Source organism: Sinomonas sp. ASV486 (genome assembly GCF_030908215.1).
GTDB lineage: Bacteria > Actinomycetota > Actinomycetes > Actinomycetales > Micrococcaceae > Sinomonas > Sinomonas puerhi.
Window position 1 is genome coordinate 264,808 of record NZ_JAVFJK010000005.1, and the last position, 16,662, is coordinate 281,469.

Below are 16,662 nucleotides of genomic sequence, written 5' to 3' on the forward strand. Positions count from 1 at the left end.
CAGCAGTACCTTGATCACGGGGGAACCGCCGCTGGTCCCGCCCCACGGGTGGGCGGTGCGGAAACGGTGAGGTTCTTCGACGCGGGCACACGGCCGGGGGCCGAGCAGGTCGAGACCGACCGCCTCTTCACCCTGCCGAACATCATCACGATCCTGAGGTTCTTCGGCGTGCCGCTCTTCATGTGGCTCGTCCTCGCCGAGCGGGAGTACGGCTGGGCCGTAGTGGTGCTCGCAGTCATGGGGAGCACGGACTGGGTGGACGGCTACGTGGCGCGGCGCCTCGGCCAGGTCTCGCTGCTCGGGAAGGTACTCGACCCGGCGGCGGACCGCCTCGCGCTTCTTGCTGTCGCGCTGACCCTCGTGCTCGCCGACGTGGTGCAGTGGTGGTACCTCGCCGCTCTGCTCGTGCCCGACCTCGCACTGGGCACGGCCTCGCTCTTCTACTTCCACAGCCATCCTGACCTCCCGGTGTCGAAGATCGGGAAGCTCCGCACGGCATTCCTTCTCGTGGGTACGCCGCTGCTCGTTCTGTCCAAACTGTCCGTCCCCGGGGCGGTTGCCTACGCAGTGGTGGCCTGGGTCCTGCTCCTCCTTGGCCTCATCGGGCACTGGATTGCAGCGTTCAACTACTTCCGCGCAATCGTGGCCAAGGGTCGGCCGGTGCGCGAGAGCAGGCTTGAGGACAACGGCTGGGAAGGCGGTCGTTGATGGTGTGGTTCGCCGTCGTGCTCGCCGTGCTCGGCGCCTTCTTCCTCGCGTTCGGCGCGCAGCGGCAGGGGAGTGCCGTCAAGGCGGACATGGGCGGCCTCGCCCTGAGCTCCCGCAGCTTCGTCCGGCTCCTGCGGAATCCCCGGTGGATTCTCGGACTGACACTCCTCGGCGCTGGCATGCTGTGCAACATGGTCGCCCTTGTCTCGGCACCTCTGACAGTGATCCAGCCGATCGGTGCCATCGCGCTCGTCATCACGACGATTGTCAACTCCAAGGACCAGGGCATCACGATCAATCGGCCCACCGTCGTCGCCATCACCGCCTGCGTGACCGGATCGGCGCTCTTCGTCCTGCTTGCCGTGAACGCGACGGTCGAGAACCATCATGTGGGTGCCGACGCGGAACTGGCCATCGTGCTGCTGCTCGCCCTCGCCGTCGGGGTGCTCGGTGGTCTCGCGACCATGTTCCGGCACCGGCTGAGCGCGTTCGTCTACATCCTCGGAGCGGGGGTGCTGTTCGGCTTCGTGGCCGTCCTGACCCGGATCATCGGTCGGGACCTCCTCTCCGCCAACGGGCAGTTCCTCCTGAACGTGCAGTGGTATTCGGTCGTCGCGATCGTGGCTGCGGGAGGTCTCGGCTCCTGGTTCGTCCAGAACGCCTATTCGTCCGGGCCGCCCGACCTCGTGATCGCCGGCCTGACGGTCATCGATCCGATTGTCGGCATTGCGATCGGCATCACCATCCTCGGTGAGCTGCGTCCTGACGTGCCCGCCGTCGTTGCGGTTGCCATGGTGGTGGCCGCCCTCATTGCTATCGTGGGAGTCATTGCCCTGTCCCGGCACCATCCGGAGGTCGCGAAGCGGAAGAAGGACTCCGCGCGCGAGCTTCGGGGAGGATCCGGGCCCGATGCACGTTCCCACACCGGCGGCTGATCCGTATCTGGAGGCCCGCCGGGAACGCGGACCGGAACCGCCGGCCCGCCCGACCAGGAGAGCTTGTGACCACGCCTGAACCCGAGACGGACCTGACCAGCAAGCCGCTGACGATTCTGATTGGCGCAGACACCTATCCACCCCATGTCAACGGCGCCGCGCAGTTCGGGTATCGGCTTGCCAAAGGCATGACGGCGCGCGGACACCACGTGCACGTCGCCGCCGTGCGCTCCGACAGGGGAAAGAGCTTCACCGAGGTGCGCCCGGAGGCAACCGTCCACCGTCTCCGTTCCCACTCGGTGCCGACCCACGAATACTGGCGCGTCGTGTTCCCCTGGGAGGTCAAGAAGGAGATCGCGCTCCTCTTCGACCATGTCAAGCCCGATGTGGTCCACATCCAGAGCCATTACATGATCGGCGAGCACGTCCTCTACGAGGCGGTGAAGCGTGGCATTCGCGTGGTCGCGACCAATCACTTCATGCCGGAGAACCTCAACCCGTTCCTTCCCTTCCCGCAGTGGTTCCTGAACATCGTGGGCCGCCAGTCGTGGAAGGACATGGGCAAGGTCATGGGGCAGGCCGATGTGGTCACGACGCCAACGCCGCTCGCCGCGAAGGCCATGCGTGACCATGCGTTCCTGACGGAGGTGCTGCCCCTCTCGAACGGCATCGACATCGCCGCCTACGAGCCGCGGCCCGGCGAGGTGGTCGTGAAGAACCCGTATCCCACTGTTCTCTTCGCCGGGCGGCTCGCGGAGGAGAAGCATATCGACGTGCTCGTCGAGGCCGTCGCCAAGACCCCGCCCGAGCTCAATGTGCACCTTGAGATCGTGGGCGGCGGAGAGGTGCGCCCGTCCCTTGAGCATCTCGTGGACCGCCTGGGCGTGAGGAGCCGGGTCCGCTTCCTTGGCCTTGCACCCGACGACGAGCTCCGGCTCGCCTACCTCCGCGCAGACCTCTTCTGCATGTCGGGGACCGCGGAACTCCAGTCCCTCGCGACGCTCGAGGCCATGAGCGCCTCCACCCCGGTGGTGCTGGCGAACGCGATGGCCTTGCCGCACCTCGTGGTCGACGGTGAGAACGGGTATCTCTTCCGCCCCAACGACGTCGACGACCTTGCTGCCAAGATCACCGCCGTGCTGAGCCTTCCCCCGGCGGAACGGGCCCGGATGGGCGCGGAGAGTTACCGCATGGTCCAGAAGCACGGACTCAAGGCCACACTGGACACGTTCGAGGCCCTGTACCGCGGCACCGACGTCGGCGGCGACCTGGCCTAGGATGGAAAGGTCCCCAGCACTTGGGGCGTGGGGCCTTAGCTCAGCCGGTTAGAGCAGGGGACTCATAATCCCTTGGTCGTGGGTTCAAGTCCCACAGGCCCTACGGTCAGGCCCGGAGCCATGCGCAGCGTGGTTCCGGGCCTTTTTGCGTCCACCGGTCCGGCCGGGTTGTCGAGACCGCCGGGGAAGCGTATGTTACTTGTGAGTAACTACTCATGAGTAACAACTGACCCTGGAGAGCACCATGACGCAGCCGCGCACCGCCGCCGCCGATCTGCCGTACGCCGACGGCGACTTCTATGCCTTCGAGGCCCTTCTCTCCGACAAAGAGAGGGACCGCCTCCACGAGGTGCGTGAGTGGCTGGCACGCGAAGTGGCCCCCATTGCCATCGACTGCTGGAACCGTGCCGAGTTCCCGCATGAGATCGTGCCCAAGGTTGCCGAGCTCGACGTCATGAGCCCGGTCCGTCGCCAGGGTCACTCGAACCTGCTCGCGGGACTCCTCCACGCCGAGTTCACCCGCGCCGACGCCTCGATCGCCACCTTCATGGGCGTCCACGACGGCCTGTTCGCAGGGTCGATCGAGCTGCTCGCCTCCGAGGAGCAGAAGGCTGCCTGGCTGCCCGAGATCTATTCGCTGGACAAGATCGGGGCCTTCGGCCTGACCGAGCCGCTCGGCGGCTCCGATGTCGCCGGCGGGACCCGGACCACTGCGCGCCGCGACGGTGGCGACTGGATCCTCAAGGGTGCCAAGCGCTGGATCGGCAACGCGACGTTCTCCGACTGGGTCGTGGTCTTCGCGCGGGACGAGGCCGATAACCAGGTCAAGGGCTTCCTCGTGGACACCAACCTGCCCGGGTACAGCGCCACGCGGATCGAGAACAAGATCGCGCTGCGCACGGTGCAGAACGCGGACATCACGCTCGATGACGTCCGAGTCCCGGCCGAGTTCAAGCTCGCCCACGCCAACAGCTTCAGGGATACGAACAAGGTGCTCAAAGCCACACGGCTCTCCGTGGCGTGGCAGGCCGTCGGGCAGCAGCTGGCCGCCTTCGACGTGGCGCGGCGGTACACGGTCGAGCGTGAGCAGTTCGGCCGCCCGATCGCCTCCTTCCAGCTGGTCCAGGACCAGCTCGTCACGATGCTCGGCAACGTGGTGAGCTCGCTGGGCATGATGGTCCGCCTCGCGCAGCTCGAGGATGCCGGCCGGGCCCGCGATGAGCAGTCTGCGCTCGCGAAGGCCTTCACGACCGCCCGCATGCGCGAGAGCGTCGCGATCGGCCGCAGCCTGCTCGGCGGCAACGGCATCGTGACGGACTACGGGATGGCCAAGGTGTTCGCAGACGCGGAGGCCATCTACTCGTATGAGGGCACGCACGAGATCAACTCTCTCGTGGTGGGCCGGTCGATCACGGGCATCTCAGCCATCGTCTGACCTGCTCAGCCCCAGGGCAGCAGGACCGAGGGCCGGCGGTCCTCGATGAATGCCAGGGGGTCCACGTACTCGTCGCCCCGGCGTACGCCCCAATGCAGGCAGTCGTCGGGGCCGCAGTGGCCGGCCTCGCCCGGAGCGAGGGCCCCGACCGGTTCGCCCCTGGCGATCGCGGCACCCACGGTAGCCGTGCCCACGACGGGTTCGAAGCTGCTCCGCAGTCCGTCGCCGTGGTCGATGGTCACCACGGGCCGGTCCACCACCCAACCGCTGAACACCACCGTCCCGGCCTGCGGCGAGCGGACTTCGGCGCCCCGCACCGCACCGAGGTCCGCCCCCCGGTGGCCTGACAGCCACGGGCGCCTCGGGGGATCGAACTGGCGCACGACGGCGGGCCGCGGCTCGAGCGGCCATGCCCACCCGTAACCTGAAGGCTGTGCTCCGGCGGGCCTGGGGAGCGTGGGCGATGCGCCTACGGGCTGGGCGAGGGCGACCTGTGCGGCAGGCGGTGCCTGCGCCGCGGCGGGGCCGCCCACAGCCGCGGAGAGCGCCAGAGCGCAGACGCTCGGCACTGCCGTGAGGATTCTGAGCGGCTCTCGGCCGGTAAGGGGCATCCGAGGTGTCATGACGCCCAGCCTTGCGGTGTGGCGAGACCATCGGCAAGGGCAACGGTCCCGCATGTGGACAATGCGGCGTCGTCCGCAGCGATGACGCCCTGATGCCGACGCCTTGATGCCGACGCCGGATGCGGCCTGGCCGCCGCTGCGCCGCCCGCCCTGACACCGCCCGCTGTAGTACACTTGGGACCGCGGCTTTCCGAGCCTCTTTTGCTGTGCCAGAATCCATGGTCCGCCATGCCTGCGCTTCAGAAGGGTGAAGGAAGCCGACTCCGCGCATCCAGCGCTCGTCATGAGCACTGTCCGCCCATCGGTCCGTGCAAACGGTAGGGGCGGGGAGGGGATGCCAGGGACACGCGGCCACCCGGCCGTCGTTGTCAACAACCGTCAACTATGGCAGGGGCAAGGGCCACCGCGTGCGCCCTCGAATGAAGACCTGCCGGAAGGAGCGTCGGCATGCCCGTCGTTACCATGCGCCAGCTGCTCGACAGCGGTGTCCACTTCGGCCACCAGACCCGCCGTTGGAACCCGAAGATGAAGCGCTTCATCCTCACCGAGCGCAACGGCATCTACATCATCGACCTCCAGCAGTCGCTGTCGTTCATCGACCGCGCCTTCGAGTTCGTCAAGGCCACGGTTGCCCACGGCGGCACCGTGCTCTTCGTCGGCACCAAGAAGCAGGCGCAGGAGGCCATCGCGGAGCAGGCCACGCGCGTCGGCCAGCCCTACGTCAACCAGCGTTGGCTGGGCGGCATGCTGACCAACTTCTCGACGGTTGCCAAGCGCATCCAGCGCCTCAAGGAGCTTGAGGAGATCGACTTCGAGGATGTGGCCGGTTCGGGCCGCACCAAGAAGGAGCTCCTCATCCTGCAGCGCGAGAAGGACAAGCTCGAGAAGACCCTCGGCGGCATCCGCAACCTGACCCGCACCCCGTCGGCGCTCTGGATCGTTGACACGAAGAAGGAGCACCTCGCGGTCGACGAGGCCAAGAAGCTCGGCATCCCCGTCGTGGCGATCCTCGACACGAACTGCGATCCGGACGAGGTCGATTTCCCGATCCCGGGCAACGACGACGCCATCCGCTCCGTGAACCTCCTCACCCGCGTTGTCGCTGACTCCGTGGCCGAGGGCCTCATTGCCCGCCAGAACCGCGGTTCCGGCACCGAGGGCGCGCAGGCGGAGCCGCTGGCCGAGTGGGAGCGCGAGCTCCTCGAGGGCCAGAAGGCCGAGGACGCCGCTGCGGCTCCGGCCGAGGCTGCTGCTGAGGCGCCCGCCGAGACTGCCGCTGCTGAGGCCCCCGCCGAGGCTACTGCTGAGGCTCCGGCCGAGGCCGAGTCCGCCGAGGGCACCAACTAACTCGATCAAAGACCCTCTCCGGGACCCACCAGGCTCCGGGGACTGCCGGCAGATGGCCGCACCTTCTACGGGAGCGGCCATCTGTGCTGGCCGGAAGACAGCAGAACACACGAGACGAGGGGTTCACATGGCGAACTACACCGCCGCTGACATCAAGGCCCTGCGCGAGCGCACGGGCGCAGGCATGATGGACGTCAAGAAGGCTCTCGACGAGGCCAACGGCGATGCCGAGAAGGCCGTCGAGATCATCCGTATCAAGGGCCTCAAGGGCGCTACCAAGCGCGAGGGCCGCTCGACTGCCGAGGGCCTCGTGGCCGCGAAGGTCGAGAACGGCGTCGGCGTCATGGTCGAGGTCAACTGCGAGACCGACTTCGTGGCCAAGTCTGCCAAGTTCATCGAGCTCGCCGACAAGGTCCTCAACGCGGCTGTCGCCTCCGGCGCCGCCGACCTCGAGGCCCTTCTGGCCGCTGACGTCGAAGGCAAGCCGCTGAGCGAGTTCGTCGTCGAAGAGGGCGCAGTGCTCGGCGAGAAGATCGTCGTCCGCCGCCTCGCCCGCATCGAGGGCGCGACCGTCGACGCCTACCTCCACAAGACGTCCAAGGACCTCCCGGCGCAGGTCGGCGTGCTGTTCGCCGTCAGCGGCGAGGGCGACGCTGCCCAGACCGCTGCGCACGACGTCGCCGTGCACGTGGCCGCGATGGCACCGAACTACCTCCGCCGCGAGGACGTCCCGGCCGATCTCGTCGAGTCGGAGCGTCGGATCGCGGAGGAGACCGCCAAGGCCGAGGGCAAGCCTGAGGCTGCCCTGACGAAGATCGTCGAAGGCCGAGTCACCGGCTTCTACAAGGGCGAGGTGCTCCTCGACCAGGCGTTCGCCAAGGACGCCAAGAAGTCCGTCGGCCAGGTCCTCACCGAGGCAGGAGTCGAGGGGACCGCGTTCGCGCGGTTCCGCGTCGGCGCCTAGCACGACCACAAGGGGGCGGCCACTTCGGTGGCCGCCCCCTTTGCCATGACCGGCGGCAGGTGCCGCTACGCTAGACGCAGGCTCCCAGACAGACGTTTTACCCGAGGGGACACATCCATGGAATCCGTATCGACCGCAGACACGACTGTGCCCTCCGCCCCGCTGGCAGACACAGCCAACCCAGCCGCCGGCATCGCCGAAGACCCGGCCGCCGGCATCGCCGCAGAGTCTGCCACGGAGGCGTCCACCGCGCTCGACGGCGAGCCGCGCCACCGGCGTCGAGTCCTCCTGAAGCTCTCGGGTGAGGTGTTCGGCGGCGGCAAGCTCGGCGTCGACACGGCGACCGTGCGGGGCATCGCGGAGCAGATCGCCGCCGCTGTGGACGACGTCGAGATCGCCATAGTGGTCGGTGGCGGCAACTTCTTCCGCGGAGCCGAGCTCTCGGTCTCGGGCATGGACCGCTCGCGCGCCGACTATATGGGCATGCTCGGCACGGTCATGAACTGCCTCGCCCTGCAGGACTTCCTCGAGCAGGCCGGCGTCGAGACGCGTGTCCAGAGCGCGATCACGATGGGCCAGGTCGCCGAAGCCTACATCCCGCGTCGCGCCATCAGGCACATGGAGAAGGGCCGCGTCGTGATCTTCGGCGCAGGGGCTGGACTGCCCTACTTCTCGACCGACACCGTTGCCGCGCAGCGCGCGCTCGAGGTGCACGCCGACGTCGTGCTCATGGCCAAGAGCGGAGTCGACGGCGTCTACACAGCCGACCCGAAGAAGGACCCCAGCGCCGTCAAGCTCGAGCACCTCACCTACGACGAGGCGCTGCGCCGCGATATCCGCGTCATGGACCAGACGGCCATGACGATGTGCAAGGACAACCGCCTCGAGATGGTCGTGTTCGGCATGGAGGGCAGGGGAAACGTCACCAAGGCGATCCGCGGCGACCATCTCGGCACGCGGGTGACCGTCTGAGCCACTCCCTCTGGTGCGGCTAGGATGTTCCTAGTCCCGCGGAGCCGGGCGGCCGCCTCCGCCATGCGGTCCCGGCGGTCGGCCGGGAAGTACACAGCTGCAACGAAGTCCTCAAGGAGTGCGACGTGATCGAAGAGACCCTGCTCGAAGCCACCGACAAGATGGAGAAGGCCGTCGAGGTGGCCAAGGAGGACTTCGCGTCGATCCGGACCGGCCGTGCCAACCCCGCGCTGTACGCGAAGGTCATGGTGGACTACTACGGGACCCCGACGCCGCTCCAGCAGCTGGCCTCCTTCCAGGTCTCGGACGCCCGCACGATCCTCATCACGCCGTACGACAAGAGCGCCCTGCGCGACGTCGAGAAGGCCCTCAGCGACTCCGAGGTCGGCGCCAACCCGTCCAACGACGGCAGCGTGATCCGGGTGGTCCTGCCCGAGCTCACGCAGGAGCGCCGCAAGGAGTACGTCAAGGTCGTCAAGGGCAAGGGTGAAGACGCCAAGGTCTCGATCCGCAGCATCCGCCGCAAGGCGAAGGAGACCCTCGACAAGCTCGTCAAGGACGGCGAGGTCGGCGAGGACGACGGCGTGCGCGGTGAGAAGGACCTCGACTCGCTGACCAAGAAGCACGTGGACGCCGTCGACGAGCTGGTCAAGCGCAAGGAAGCCGAGCTCCTCGAGGTCTGATGAGCACGCCCCAGCCCGACGTGCCGCATGAGGGACCCGACTCGTCGGGCAACCCAATGCCGGAGGCAGCCGCCCTCGGCGAGCGCCGGGCCCGCAAGTCCCAGAAGGCTTCGCGGGCAGGGCGAAACCTGCCCGCAGCCATCGCCGTGGGCCTGACCCTGCTTGCAGCGCTGCTCGCGGGGCTGTTCCTGTGGCCGATGGGGTTCGTCCTCATCGCCGTCTCGGCGGCCCTTCTGGGCGTCTGGGAGGTCTTCCGGGCGTTCGAGGCCCACGGCACGCGGGTCCCGATCGTGCCCATCATGGCTGCGGCGGTGGCCATCCCGGTGACGGCGTATTTCGGGGGGCAGGAGGCGCAGTTGTTCGCGCTCCTGGCCAGTTGTGCAGCGGTGCTCGTCTGGCAGAGCCTCGAGCATCCCGACGGCGCCACGCGTGGCGTCTTCGCCGGGGTGTTCATCGTCCTGTGGATCCCCTTCCTCATCGGCTACGCACTCCTGCCGCTGCATGCGGCAACACCGCCGCCGGGCTTCGGACTGTGGCAGGGCGGCGCGGTGCCGCCCTCGACGCTTCAGCTCGCGGTCACGCTCCTCCTGGTGGTGGCCAACGACACGTTCGGGTACATTGTGGGCGCGAGCCTGGGGAAGCACCCGATGGCGCCGAAGATCAGCCCCAAGAAGTCGTGGGAGGGCTTTGCGGGATCCGCGGCGGGGGCGCTCGTGATCGGCGTGCTGGGTGCGGTGCTCCTGCTCGGGCGGCCGTGGTGGGTCGGGGCCGTGCTCGCCATCGTCATGGTCGGTGCGGCCACAGCAGGCGACCTCGCCGAATCGATGGTCAAGCGCGAGCTCGGCATCAAGGACATGAGCAGCATCCTCCCGGGGCACGGGGGGATGATGGACCGGCTGGACTCGATCCTGTTCGGGGTGCCGGCCGCCTACCTCGTATTCAGCCTCCTGCAGGGCATCTAGGCTCGGGGACCTCACATGATCGACTTTCCAACGAACGAGAGGACGCGTACACGTGGCGCACACTGAGGACAGCGCGGCGGCAGGATTCGACCGGGTCGGGCGGGGCGACCTCGGTTACAGTCCCAAGCAGGTGGAGAAGTTCCTGGACGCGGCGCGCGCGTACCTCGAGGATCGCGCGGCTGCGGCCGTGACGAGCCACGATGTCCGCACCGTCTCGTTCGACGCCGTCCGCGGCGGCTACGACGCCAATGAGGTCGACGCCGCGCTGGACCGGCTCGAGGATGCGTTCGCACGCCGCGAGCGCGACGATCTCATCCAGGAAGCGGGCCAGGAGGCCTGGCTGCGCGAGATCGGGCAGCTGGCCGGGCTGCTCCGCGGCCGGCTCATGAGGTCCGACGGCGAGCGGTTCCGCCGCCCAGCCAGCGTCAAGGCCCCCAGCTATCACGTCGACGACGTGGACATCCTGTGCACGCGTCTGCTCGCATACCTCGAGCAGGGCTCCCCGATGAGCGCCGACGAGGTGCGCACCGCCGTCTTCCGCACCGTGTCCGGCAGGGAAGGCTACGAGGAGACCCAAGTGGACGCGTTCCTCGACCGTGTCGTGGAGCTCATGGCCGCGATCGACTGAGCCTCGGTTCAGCCGGGCGGCTCGGGTGAGTGCAGCCGTACGAGGAAGCGGTCGGCGTCGTGGGGGACCGTCCGGCCGCTCACGCGCGAGACGATCACCATGACGGCGAACGCGAGCGGGATCGTCCACGCGGCGGGCTGAGCGCACACCACGGCAACGACGGAGTGCTGCGCATCCTCGCCGAGCAGGCCAGTGCCGATGACCCCGGACGCTGTCAGCGCGCCCCCGCACGCCACCGCACCCGTGACCATGCCCGCAATCGCTCCTGCGGGGGTGAGCCGGCGCCACCAGATCCCCAGGAGAAGCAGCGGGCAGATGGTGGATGCCGTGAACGCGAAGACCAGGCCAACGCTTCCCGCCAGCGCCTGGGGACTGACGCCGAGGGCCATCGCGAACGGTACGAGCGCGGACAGGGCCGCGGCGGTCCGGAAGCCGCGGACGCTCCCGCCGAACAGTTCCTGGCTGATGACGCCGGCCACCGAGACGAGCAGCCCCGACGTCGTCGAGAGGAACGCTGCCATGGCCCCCGCCAGCACGAGGGCCGAGAGGGCGGTGCCGAGTGGCCCTGACAGGAGTCGTTCGGGCAGGAGGATGGCGACGGCGTCCCCCTCGCCCGCGAGGTCCGGCGCGAGGAGACGGCCCATCGCCCCGAACGCGGTGGGGAAGAGGTAGAAGACGGACAGCAGTCCCAGCACGATCACGGTGGTCCGGCGCGCAGAGCGGCCGTCCGGATTCGTGTAGAACCGGACGAGCACGTGGGGCAGCCCGAGTGTGCCGAAGAGCAGGGCGAGCAGGATCGAGAAGGTGCGGTACCCGCCGTCGAGCGTCGTGAACGAGCCAGACGGAGCTTCCGCTTGGGTGCTTGCGGCGATGCTGCCTGCCGCGTCGGGCAGGCTGGGTGCACCGCGGCCGGCCAGGAGCAGGATGAGGAAGAGTGCCGGGACTGCGAGGGCTGCAAGCTTGAGCCAGAACTGGAAGGCCTGGACGAACGTGATGGAGCGCATGCCGCCGAGCATGACCGCGAGGACTACGACGGCGACGACTGCGGCCGAGCCCGCCCACCCCGGCAGGCCCGTGGTGATCCGGACCGCGAGGGCCGCGCCCTGGAGCTGGGGGATGATGTAGAGCCAGCCGATGAGGACGACGAGGACGCTCGTGGTCCGCCGTGCCGAGAGGGATCCGAGCCGCGCGGCGGTGAAGTCGGGAACCGTGTAGGCGCCGGAGCGCCGCAGGGGCGCGGCGACGAACAGCAGCAGCATGAGGAAGCCCGCTGTGTAGCCCACGGGGTACCACAGCGCGTTGGAGCCGCTGACCATGATGAGGCCGGCCACCCCGAGGAAACTGGCCGCGGAGAGATACTCGCCGCCGATGGCGGACGCGTTCCACCAGGGCCTGACGGTGCGCGAGGCCACGTAGAAGTCGCTCGTCGTGCGGGAGATCCGAAGCCCGTAGAACCCCACGAGAACCGTCGCAACTGCCACGATGCCGAGTGCGGCAAGGCCGATCAACGGATTCACGGGCGGTCCTCGAGGAGCTCGGCATAGCGCTGCTCGTTCCGGGTCGAGGCACGGTAGTACGCGATGCCGGCAAGCACGACGGCGGGATAGGGGAGCGCCCCGATGAGCAGCCATTCGAGCGTGAGGCCGGGGAGCCACGGGATGTTCCTGCCGAGCTCTGAGACGGCCCAGAGGGATCCCACCGCTACGAGGAAGGCTCCCGCCACGAGAAGGGCCAGGCGCAGCTGGGAGCGCAGGAGCGAACGCAGCACCACGGTACCCAGCTCTGACTGCTCCGCGACTTCCCGAGAAAGGGACGGGGTGCGCGGCGCGCGGGCCGCGTTCGAGAGGGGAGCGGTCACGCGCACCCGCTTCGAACGGTCGATCCGGCGTTCGCCGTCGGGGCCCGTCACTGCGTGGTGCCCGTCATGAGAGCGGTCGGATGCGGGTGGCGGCGAGGCGCTCGCGCAGACCGGGCAAGAGCCTGCGGCTCACGGGGAGCTCGGTGCCGGCCGCGAGGACGGAGGGCTGCGATCCGCCGAGCCGCAGCTGCTGGACCGCCTCCATCGCCACGAGGTAGGAGCGGTGGATGCGCACGAACCCCGCCGGCCCCCATTGGCGCTCGAGGTCGCTCAGGGGGACCCGGACGAGGTACGAGCCCTCCGAGGTGTGCAGCCGCGCATAGTCGCCCTGGGCCTGGACGAAGGCGACATCGTCCCGTCGGATCACGCGGGTCACGCCCCCCTGCTCGACCGTGATGGCCTCGGAACCCGCATCGGCGGGGACGGGCCGCGTTCCCTCGCGCTGGTCTGCGATCCGCCCCACGCAGCGCTCGAGGCGTTCCGGCCGGACGGGCTTGAGCAGGTAGTCGACGGCGGCGAGGTCGAATGCCGCGAGCGCGTGCTCCTCGTCCGCGGTGACGAAGACGACGGCGGGCGGCGCCGCGAAGCGGGCGATCACTCGGGCGAGCTCGAGGCCGCTCAGCCCGGGCATGTGGATGTCCAGGAAGATCGCGTCCACGTCCTCGCGCTCGAGGATCCTGAGGGCCTCGGTCCCAGAGGTCGCCGTGTGGACGGCGCCGATACGGTCGTCCCGGCCCAGGAGGTAGGACAGCTCTTGGACTGCGGGAAGCTCGTCGTCGACGACGAGGGCAGTGATCATGGCGCTCAGTTTACTGGGGGCCGCGCCTCGTGCTGGGGCTGGGACTTGGGGATGCGCAGGGTGATGAGCGTGCCCTGTCCCGGCGCGGTCTCGACGACGAGGCCATGGTCGTCTCCGTAGACCTGGCGCATCCGGGCGTCGACGTTCCGCAGGCCCACGTGGATGCCGCCGACGTGCCCTGCGAGGACCTCGCGCAGCCGCTCGGGGTCCATCCCGGCGCCGTCGTCTTCGATCTGCACGACGGCGTCGAGCGGCGTGTCCTCGGCCGTGATGCTGATGTGGCCCACCCCCTCGCGTGCCTCGAGCCCATGCCGCACCGCATTCTCGACGAGCGGCTGGAGGCTCAGGAAGGGGATCAGGATGCCCAGGACTTCCGGCGCGATGCGGAGGCTGACCTGGAGGCGCTCGCCGAACCGGGCCCGCTCGAGGAGCAGGTACTGGTCGATGCTCTTGAGCTCCTCGGCGAGGGTCGTGAAGTCACCGTGCCGCCGGAAGGAGTAGCGCGTGAAGTCCGCGAACTCAACCACGAGTTCCCTCGCCCGGGCGGGGTCGGTGAGGATGTAGGAGGCGATCGCCGTGAGCGAGTTGTAGATGAAGTGCGGGCTGATCTGCGCGCGCAGGGCGCGCACCTCGGCCTCCATGAGGAGGGTCCGGGAACGGTCCAGTTCGGCGAGCTCGGCCTGTGTTGCGACCCAGTCGGCCACCTCGCCGGTTGCCCGCACGAGGCCGGCGCCGGCCGACGGCGAGAACGTCACCACGGTGCCGATCACCCGTGAGCCTGCCCGCACCGGAGCCACGACGGCGCTGCGGAGCCGGCACTCCGGATCGGTGCAGCCGGCGGCCGCGCAGTCCAGCTCGGCGTCCCCGGGCACGCGCGTGCGTCCCTGGGCGAGGGTCTTCGCCGCGAGCGCCATGACCGTGCCGGCGTGTGCAGGACTCTCACCGTCCCACGCGAGGAGCCGGGCCTCGTCCGTGAGCGCGAGCGCGGGCGCCCCCAGCATTGAGCGGAGATGGCGGGCCGCCTTTGCCGCTCCCTCGGGCTCGAGGCCGCCGCGCAGGTACCGCCCAGCCTGGGCCGCCGAGTGCAGGATCGTATAGCTGGCCCGCTCGACGTCGCTCCCGAGATCCCGGCGGGCGCTCCAGAGGCGCCAGGCCACCGCCCCCACTGCCGCGCCCGCCACGAGCACGATCACGAGGACCGCGAGGGTGAGTGCATCGGGGGACATGCAGCAAGGCTAACCGCCCCGCGAACCGCCCGCCGTTGGGCGTGGGCCACGCACCGTTCGGCGCACGCAGACGGCCGTTCAGCGATATGGTCCTCGGGCAGCTGGCGCCACACCGCCCCAGCCATCGAGAGTGATGTGCATCACTCATCCGCCGGGCAGGAGTCCGGCACGTCGAGGAGGATCCATGGGCAACGACGCCTCCCGGGACGCGGCGGGAACCACCGCTGTGCAACCGGACTTCCAGCTGGTCCAGGCCAGCCCCGAGTTCCGCCAGCTTCGCAAGCACCACCGCAGCTTCGTGTTCCCAGTCGCCGGAGCGTTCCTGCTCTGGTACTTCCTGTACGTCCTGCTGGCCGACTACGCACACGACTTCATGTCCATCAAGGTCGCCGGCAACATCAACCTCGGCCTCGTGCTCGGTTTGCTCCAGTTCGTGACCACGTTCGGCATCACGGCGTGGTACGTGAGCCACGCGAACAAGAAGCTCGACCCGGCGGCGGAGGCCATCCGCAACGAGATCGAACACCACGACTTCGACGCCGACGCCGCCACCGACGGGAGCTCCCGATGAATCTCGCCTCGAATCTGCAGAACAGCTCATGGCTCAACATGGCGATCTTCGCCGTGTTCGTGGGCATCACGATCGTGATCGTGCTACGCGCCAGCAAGAGCAACAAGACCGCCGCGGACTACTACGCGGGCGGCCGTTCCTTCACCGGCGGCCAGAACGGCACCGCGATCGCGGGCGACTACCTCTCGGCCGCCTCGTTCCTCGGCATCACGGGCGCGATTGCCGTCAACGGCTACGACGGCTTCCTCTACTCGATCGGATTCCTCGTCGCGTGGCTCGTCGCGCTCCTCCTCGTGGCCGAGCTCCTGCGGAACACCGGGAAGTTCACGATGGCGGACGTCCTGGCGTTCCGCCTCAAGGAGCGGCCCGTCCGCATCGCCGCCGCGATCTCGACCCTTGCCGTGTGCTTCTTCTACCTCTTGGCCCAGATGGCCGGTGCCGGCGGGCTCATTGCCCTGCTCCTGGGGATCTCGGACTGGGCCGGCCAGTCGGTCGTGATCACCGTGGTCGGTGCGCTCATGATCATGTACGTCCTGATCGGCGGCATGAAGGGCACCACGTGGGTGCAGATCATCAAGGCGGTCCTGCTCGTCATCGGCGCCTTCGTCATGACGATCTGGGTCCTGGCCCTCAACGGCTTCGACCTGTCCGCGCTCCTCGGCAAGGCTGCCGAGGCCGGCGGCCAGAAGCTCCTCAACCCGGGCCTCGCCTACGGCAAGAACGACACGTCCAAGCTTGATTTCGTCTCCCTCGGCCTCGCGCTCGTCCTCGGAACCGCGGCCCTGCCGCACGTGCTCATGCGCTTCTACACGGTCCCGACGGCCAAGGAGGCCCGCAAGTCGGTCGTCTGGGCCATCTGGCTCATCGGCGCGTTCTACATCTTCACGCTCGTCCTCGGCTACGGCGCGGCGGCCCTCATCGGCGCCGACGCGATCAAGGCCGCCCCCGGCGGTGTGAACTCGGCGGCCCCGCTGCTTGCCTTCCAGCTGGGCGGCCCGCTCCTGCTCGGCTTCATCTCCGCGGTGGCCTTCGCGACGATCCTGGCGGTCGTGGCCGGCCTGACCATCACCGCGGCAGCCTCGTTCGCCCATGACATCTACGCGAACGTCATCGCCAAGGGCAAGACCACGCCGGCCTCCGAGGTCAAGGTTGCCCGCCGCACCGTCGTGGTGATCGGCATCTTCGCGATCATCGGCGGTATCTTCGCCAACGGTCAGAACGTCGCCTTCCTCGTGGCCCTCGCCTTCGCTGTCGCGGCCTCGGCAAACCTGCCCACCATCCTCTACTCGCTGTTCTGGAAGAAGTTCACCACCCAGGGCGCCCTGTGGAGCATGTACGGCGGGCTCTCCTCCGCGATCCTGCTCATCTTCTTCTCGCCGGTGGTCTCGGGCACCAAGACCTCGATGATCCAGGGCGCGAACTTCGCGTGGTTCCCGCTGAGCAACCCGGGCATCATCTCGATCCCGCTCGCGTTTGTCCTCGGGTGGCTCGGCACGGTGTTGGACAAGCGGCGCGAGGATACCGCGAAGCAGGCCGAGATGGAGGTGCGTTCCCTCACCGGTATCGGAGCCGAGAAGGCGGTCTCGCACTAGCACCGCCAGATCGAGCGTCGGATCACGGCGCAGGACGGCGGGCGGCGGCTTCGGGAACGAAGTCACCGCCCGCCGCTGTGCT

17 protein-coding genes and 1 tRNA gene are annotated in these 16,662 nt (G+C 68.6%); 13 read left to right on the forward strand and 5 right to left on the reverse strand.

Annotated features, from left to right (window positions below; translation table 11 throughout):
• The first annotated feature begins 66 nt into the window (after positions 1 to 66).
• The 5 genes from RBS60_RS09560 to RBS60_RS09580 all read left to right on the forward strand — a co-directional run bounded on the left by RBS60_RS09560 (position 67) and on the right by RBS60_RS09580 (position 4,355).
• Positions 67 to 708 carry a CDP-alcohol phosphatidyltransferase family protein gene (locus RBS60_RS09560; RefSeq protein WP_307957316.1) on the forward strand — a complete coding sequence of 214 codons (642 nt, stop codon included), beginning with the start codon at positions 67 to 69 and terminating at the stop codon, positions 706 to 708.
• The gene (locus RBS60_RS09565) at positions 708 to 1,643 is read left to right on the forward strand and encodes a DMT family transporter (RefSeq protein ID WP_307957317.1); all 936 of its coding nucleotides are present in this window, start codon (positions 708 to 710) and stop codon (positions 1,641 to 1,643) included. Before RBS60_RS09560 ends, RBS60_RS09565 begins: the two co-directional genes overlap by 1 nt.
• Positions 1,644 to 1,708: 65 nt before the next feature.
• A complete protein-coding gene (locus tag RBS60_RS09570) occupies positions 1,709 to 2,920 on the forward strand; it encodes a glycosyltransferase (protein ID WP_307957318.1) in 1,212 nt (403 codons plus the stop codon).
• 29 nt (positions 2,921 to 2,949) lie between these two features.
• Positions 2,950 to 3,023, forward strand: a tRNA-Ile gene (locus RBS60_RS09575).
• A gap of 141 nt (positions 3,024 to 3,164) precedes the next feature.
• Positions 3,165 to 4,355 (forward strand): acyl-CoA dehydrogenase family protein, encoded by a 1,191-nt coding sequence (locus tag RBS60_RS09580; RefSeq protein WP_307957319.1) that lies wholly within the window; start codon positions 3,165 to 3,167, stop codon positions 4,353 to 4,355.
• A 5-nt stretch (positions 4,356 to 4,360) separates the two neighbouring features.
• Here RBS60_RS09580 and RBS60_RS09585 read toward each other — a convergent pair whose 3' ends face one another.
• A complete protein-coding gene (locus RBS60_RS09585; RefSeq protein WP_307957320.1) occupies positions 4,361 to 4,978 on the reverse strand; it encodes a M23 family metallopeptidase in 618 nt (205 codons plus the stop codon).
• Between the two features lie 447 nt (positions 4,979 to 5,425).
• On the opposite strand from RBS60_RS09585, the gene rpsB reads away from it, so the two are divergent.
• The 6 genes from rpsB to RBS60_RS09615 all read left to right on the forward strand — a co-directional run bounded on the left by rpsB (position 5,426) and on the right by RBS60_RS09615 (position 10,534).
• Positions 5,426 to 6,325, forward strand: a complete 900-nt coding sequence (rpsB, locus tag RBS60_RS09590) for a 30S ribosomal protein S2 (protein ID WP_307957321.1) — start codon at positions 5,426 to 5,428, stop codon at positions 6,323 to 6,325.
• 127 nt (positions 6,326 to 6,452) lie between these two features.
• Positions 6,453 to 7,289 carry a translation elongation factor Ts gene (tsf, locus tag RBS60_RS09595; RefSeq protein WP_307957322.1) on the forward strand — a complete coding sequence of 279 codons (837 nt, stop codon included), beginning with the start codon at positions 6,453 to 6,455 and terminating at the stop codon, positions 7,287 to 7,289.
• Between the two features lie 117 nt (positions 7,290 to 7,406).
• Positions 7,407 to 8,261 (forward strand): UMP kinase, encoded by an 855-nt coding sequence (pyrH, locus tag RBS60_RS09600; protein ID WP_307957323.1) that lies wholly within the window; start codon positions 7,407 to 7,409, stop codon positions 8,259 to 8,261.
• 125 nt (positions 8,262 to 8,386) lie between these two features.
• Positions 8,387 to 8,944 (forward strand): ribosome recycling factor, encoded by a 558-nt coding sequence (gene frr / locus RBS60_RS09605; RefSeq protein WP_307957324.1) that lies wholly within the window; start codon positions 8,387 to 8,389, stop codon positions 8,942 to 8,944.
• The gene (locus RBS60_RS09610) at positions 8,944 to 9,906 is read left to right on the forward strand and encodes a phosphatidate cytidylyltransferase (RefSeq protein ID WP_374049255.1); all 963 of its coding nucleotides are present in this window, start codon (positions 8,944 to 8,946) and stop codon (positions 9,904 to 9,906) included. The genes frr and RBS60_RS09610 overlap by 1 nt, the downstream gene beginning before the upstream one ends.
• A 52-nt stretch (positions 9,907 to 9,958) precedes the next feature.
• A complete protein-coding gene (locus tag RBS60_RS09615) occupies positions 9,959 to 10,534 on the forward strand; it encodes a DivIVA domain-containing protein (RefSeq protein WP_307957325.1) in 576 nt (191 codons plus the stop codon).
• Positions 10,535 to 10,542: 8 nt separating this feature from the next.
• Here the strand turns inward: RBS60_RS09615 and RBS60_RS09620 are convergent, their stop codons facing one another.
• The 4 genes from RBS60_RS09620 to RBS60_RS09635 form a co-directional block, all read right to left on the reverse strand.
• Positions 10,543 to 12,051: a cation acetate symporter gene (locus tag RBS60_RS09620; protein WP_307957326.1), complete on the reverse strand. Its 1,509-nt coding sequence runs from the start codon at positions 12,049 to 12,051 to the stop codon at positions 10,543 to 10,545.
• Positions 12,048 to 12,392: a hypothetical protein gene (locus RBS60_RS09625; protein WP_307957327.1), complete on the reverse strand. Its 345-nt coding sequence runs from the start codon at positions 12,390 to 12,392 to the stop codon at positions 12,048 to 12,050. The genes RBS60_RS09620 and RBS60_RS09625 overlap by 4 nt, the downstream gene beginning before the upstream one ends.
• Positions 12,393 to 12,456: 64 nt before the next feature.
• Positions 12,457 to 13,191 (reverse strand): LytTR family DNA-binding domain-containing protein, encoded by a 735-nt coding sequence (locus RBS60_RS09630; protein WP_307957328.1) that lies wholly within the window; start codon positions 13,189 to 13,191, stop codon positions 12,457 to 12,459.
• Positions 13,192 to 13,196: 5 nt separating this feature from the next.
• Positions 13,197 to 14,417, reverse strand: coding sequence for a histidine kinase (locus RBS60_RS09635; RefSeq protein ID WP_307957329.1), 1,221 nt, complete (start codon positions 14,415 to 14,417; stop codon positions 13,197 to 13,199).
• A gap of 184 nt (positions 14,418 to 14,601) precedes the next feature.
• On the opposite strand from RBS60_RS09635, the gene RBS60_RS09640 reads away from it, so the two are divergent.
• Positions 14,602 to 14,988: a DUF485 domain-containing protein gene (locus RBS60_RS09640; RefSeq protein WP_307957331.1), complete on the forward strand. Its 387-nt coding sequence runs from the start codon at positions 14,602 to 14,604 to the stop codon at positions 14,986 to 14,988.
• Complete coding sequence (locus RBS60_RS09645; protein WP_307957332.1) at positions 14,985 to 16,580, forward strand: sodium:solute symporter family transporter; 1,596 nt, start codon at positions 14,985 to 14,987, stop codon at positions 16,578 to 16,580. Before RBS60_RS09640 ends, RBS60_RS09645 begins: the two co-directional genes overlap by 4 nt.
• The last annotated feature ends 82 nt before the right edge of the window (positions 16,581 to 16,662 follow it).

Coding starts and splice junctions, on each gene's coding strand:
- RBS60_RS09565 (WP_307957317.1), top strand. CDS start 708: ATGGTGTGGTTCGCCGTCGTGCTCGCCGTGCTCGGCGCCTTCTTCCTC.
- RBS60_RS09580 (WP_307957319.1), top strand. CDS start 3,165: ATGACGCAGCCGCGCACCGCCGCCGCCGATCTGCCGTACGCCGACGGC.
- RBS60_RS09585 (WP_307957320.1), bottom strand. CDS start 4,978: ATGACACCTCGGATGCCCCTTACCGGCCGAGAGCCGCTCAGAATCCTC.
- rpsB (WP_307957321.1), top strand. CDS start 5,426: ATGCCCGTCGTTACCATGCGCCAGCTGCTCGACAGCGGTGTCCACTTC.
- tsf (WP_307957322.1), top strand. CDS start 6,453: ATGGCGAACTACACCGCCGCTGACATCAAGGCCCTGCGCGAGCGCACG.
- pyrH (WP_307957323.1), top strand. CDS start 7,407: ATGGAATCCGTATCGACCGCAGACACGACTGTGCCCTCCGCCCCGCTG.
- RBS60_RS09610 (WP_374049255.1), top strand. CDS start 8,944: ATGAGCACGCCCCAGCCCGACGTGCCGCATGAGGGACCCGACTCGTCG.
- RBS60_RS09630 (WP_307957328.1), bottom strand. CDS start 13,191: ATGATCACTGCCCTCGTCGTCGACGACGAGCTTCCCGCAGTCCAAGAG.
- RBS60_RS09635 (WP_307957329.1), bottom strand. CDS start 14,417: ATGTCCCCCGATGCACTCACCCTCGCGGTCCTCGTGATCGTGCTCGTG.
- RBS60_RS09640 (WP_307957331.1), top strand. CDS start 14,602: ATGGGCAACGACGCCTCCCGGGACGCGGCGGGAACCACCGCTGTGCAA.
- RBS60_RS09645 (WP_307957332.1), top strand. CDS start 14,985: ATGAATCTCGCCTCGAATCTGCAGAACAGCTCATGGCTCAACATGGCG.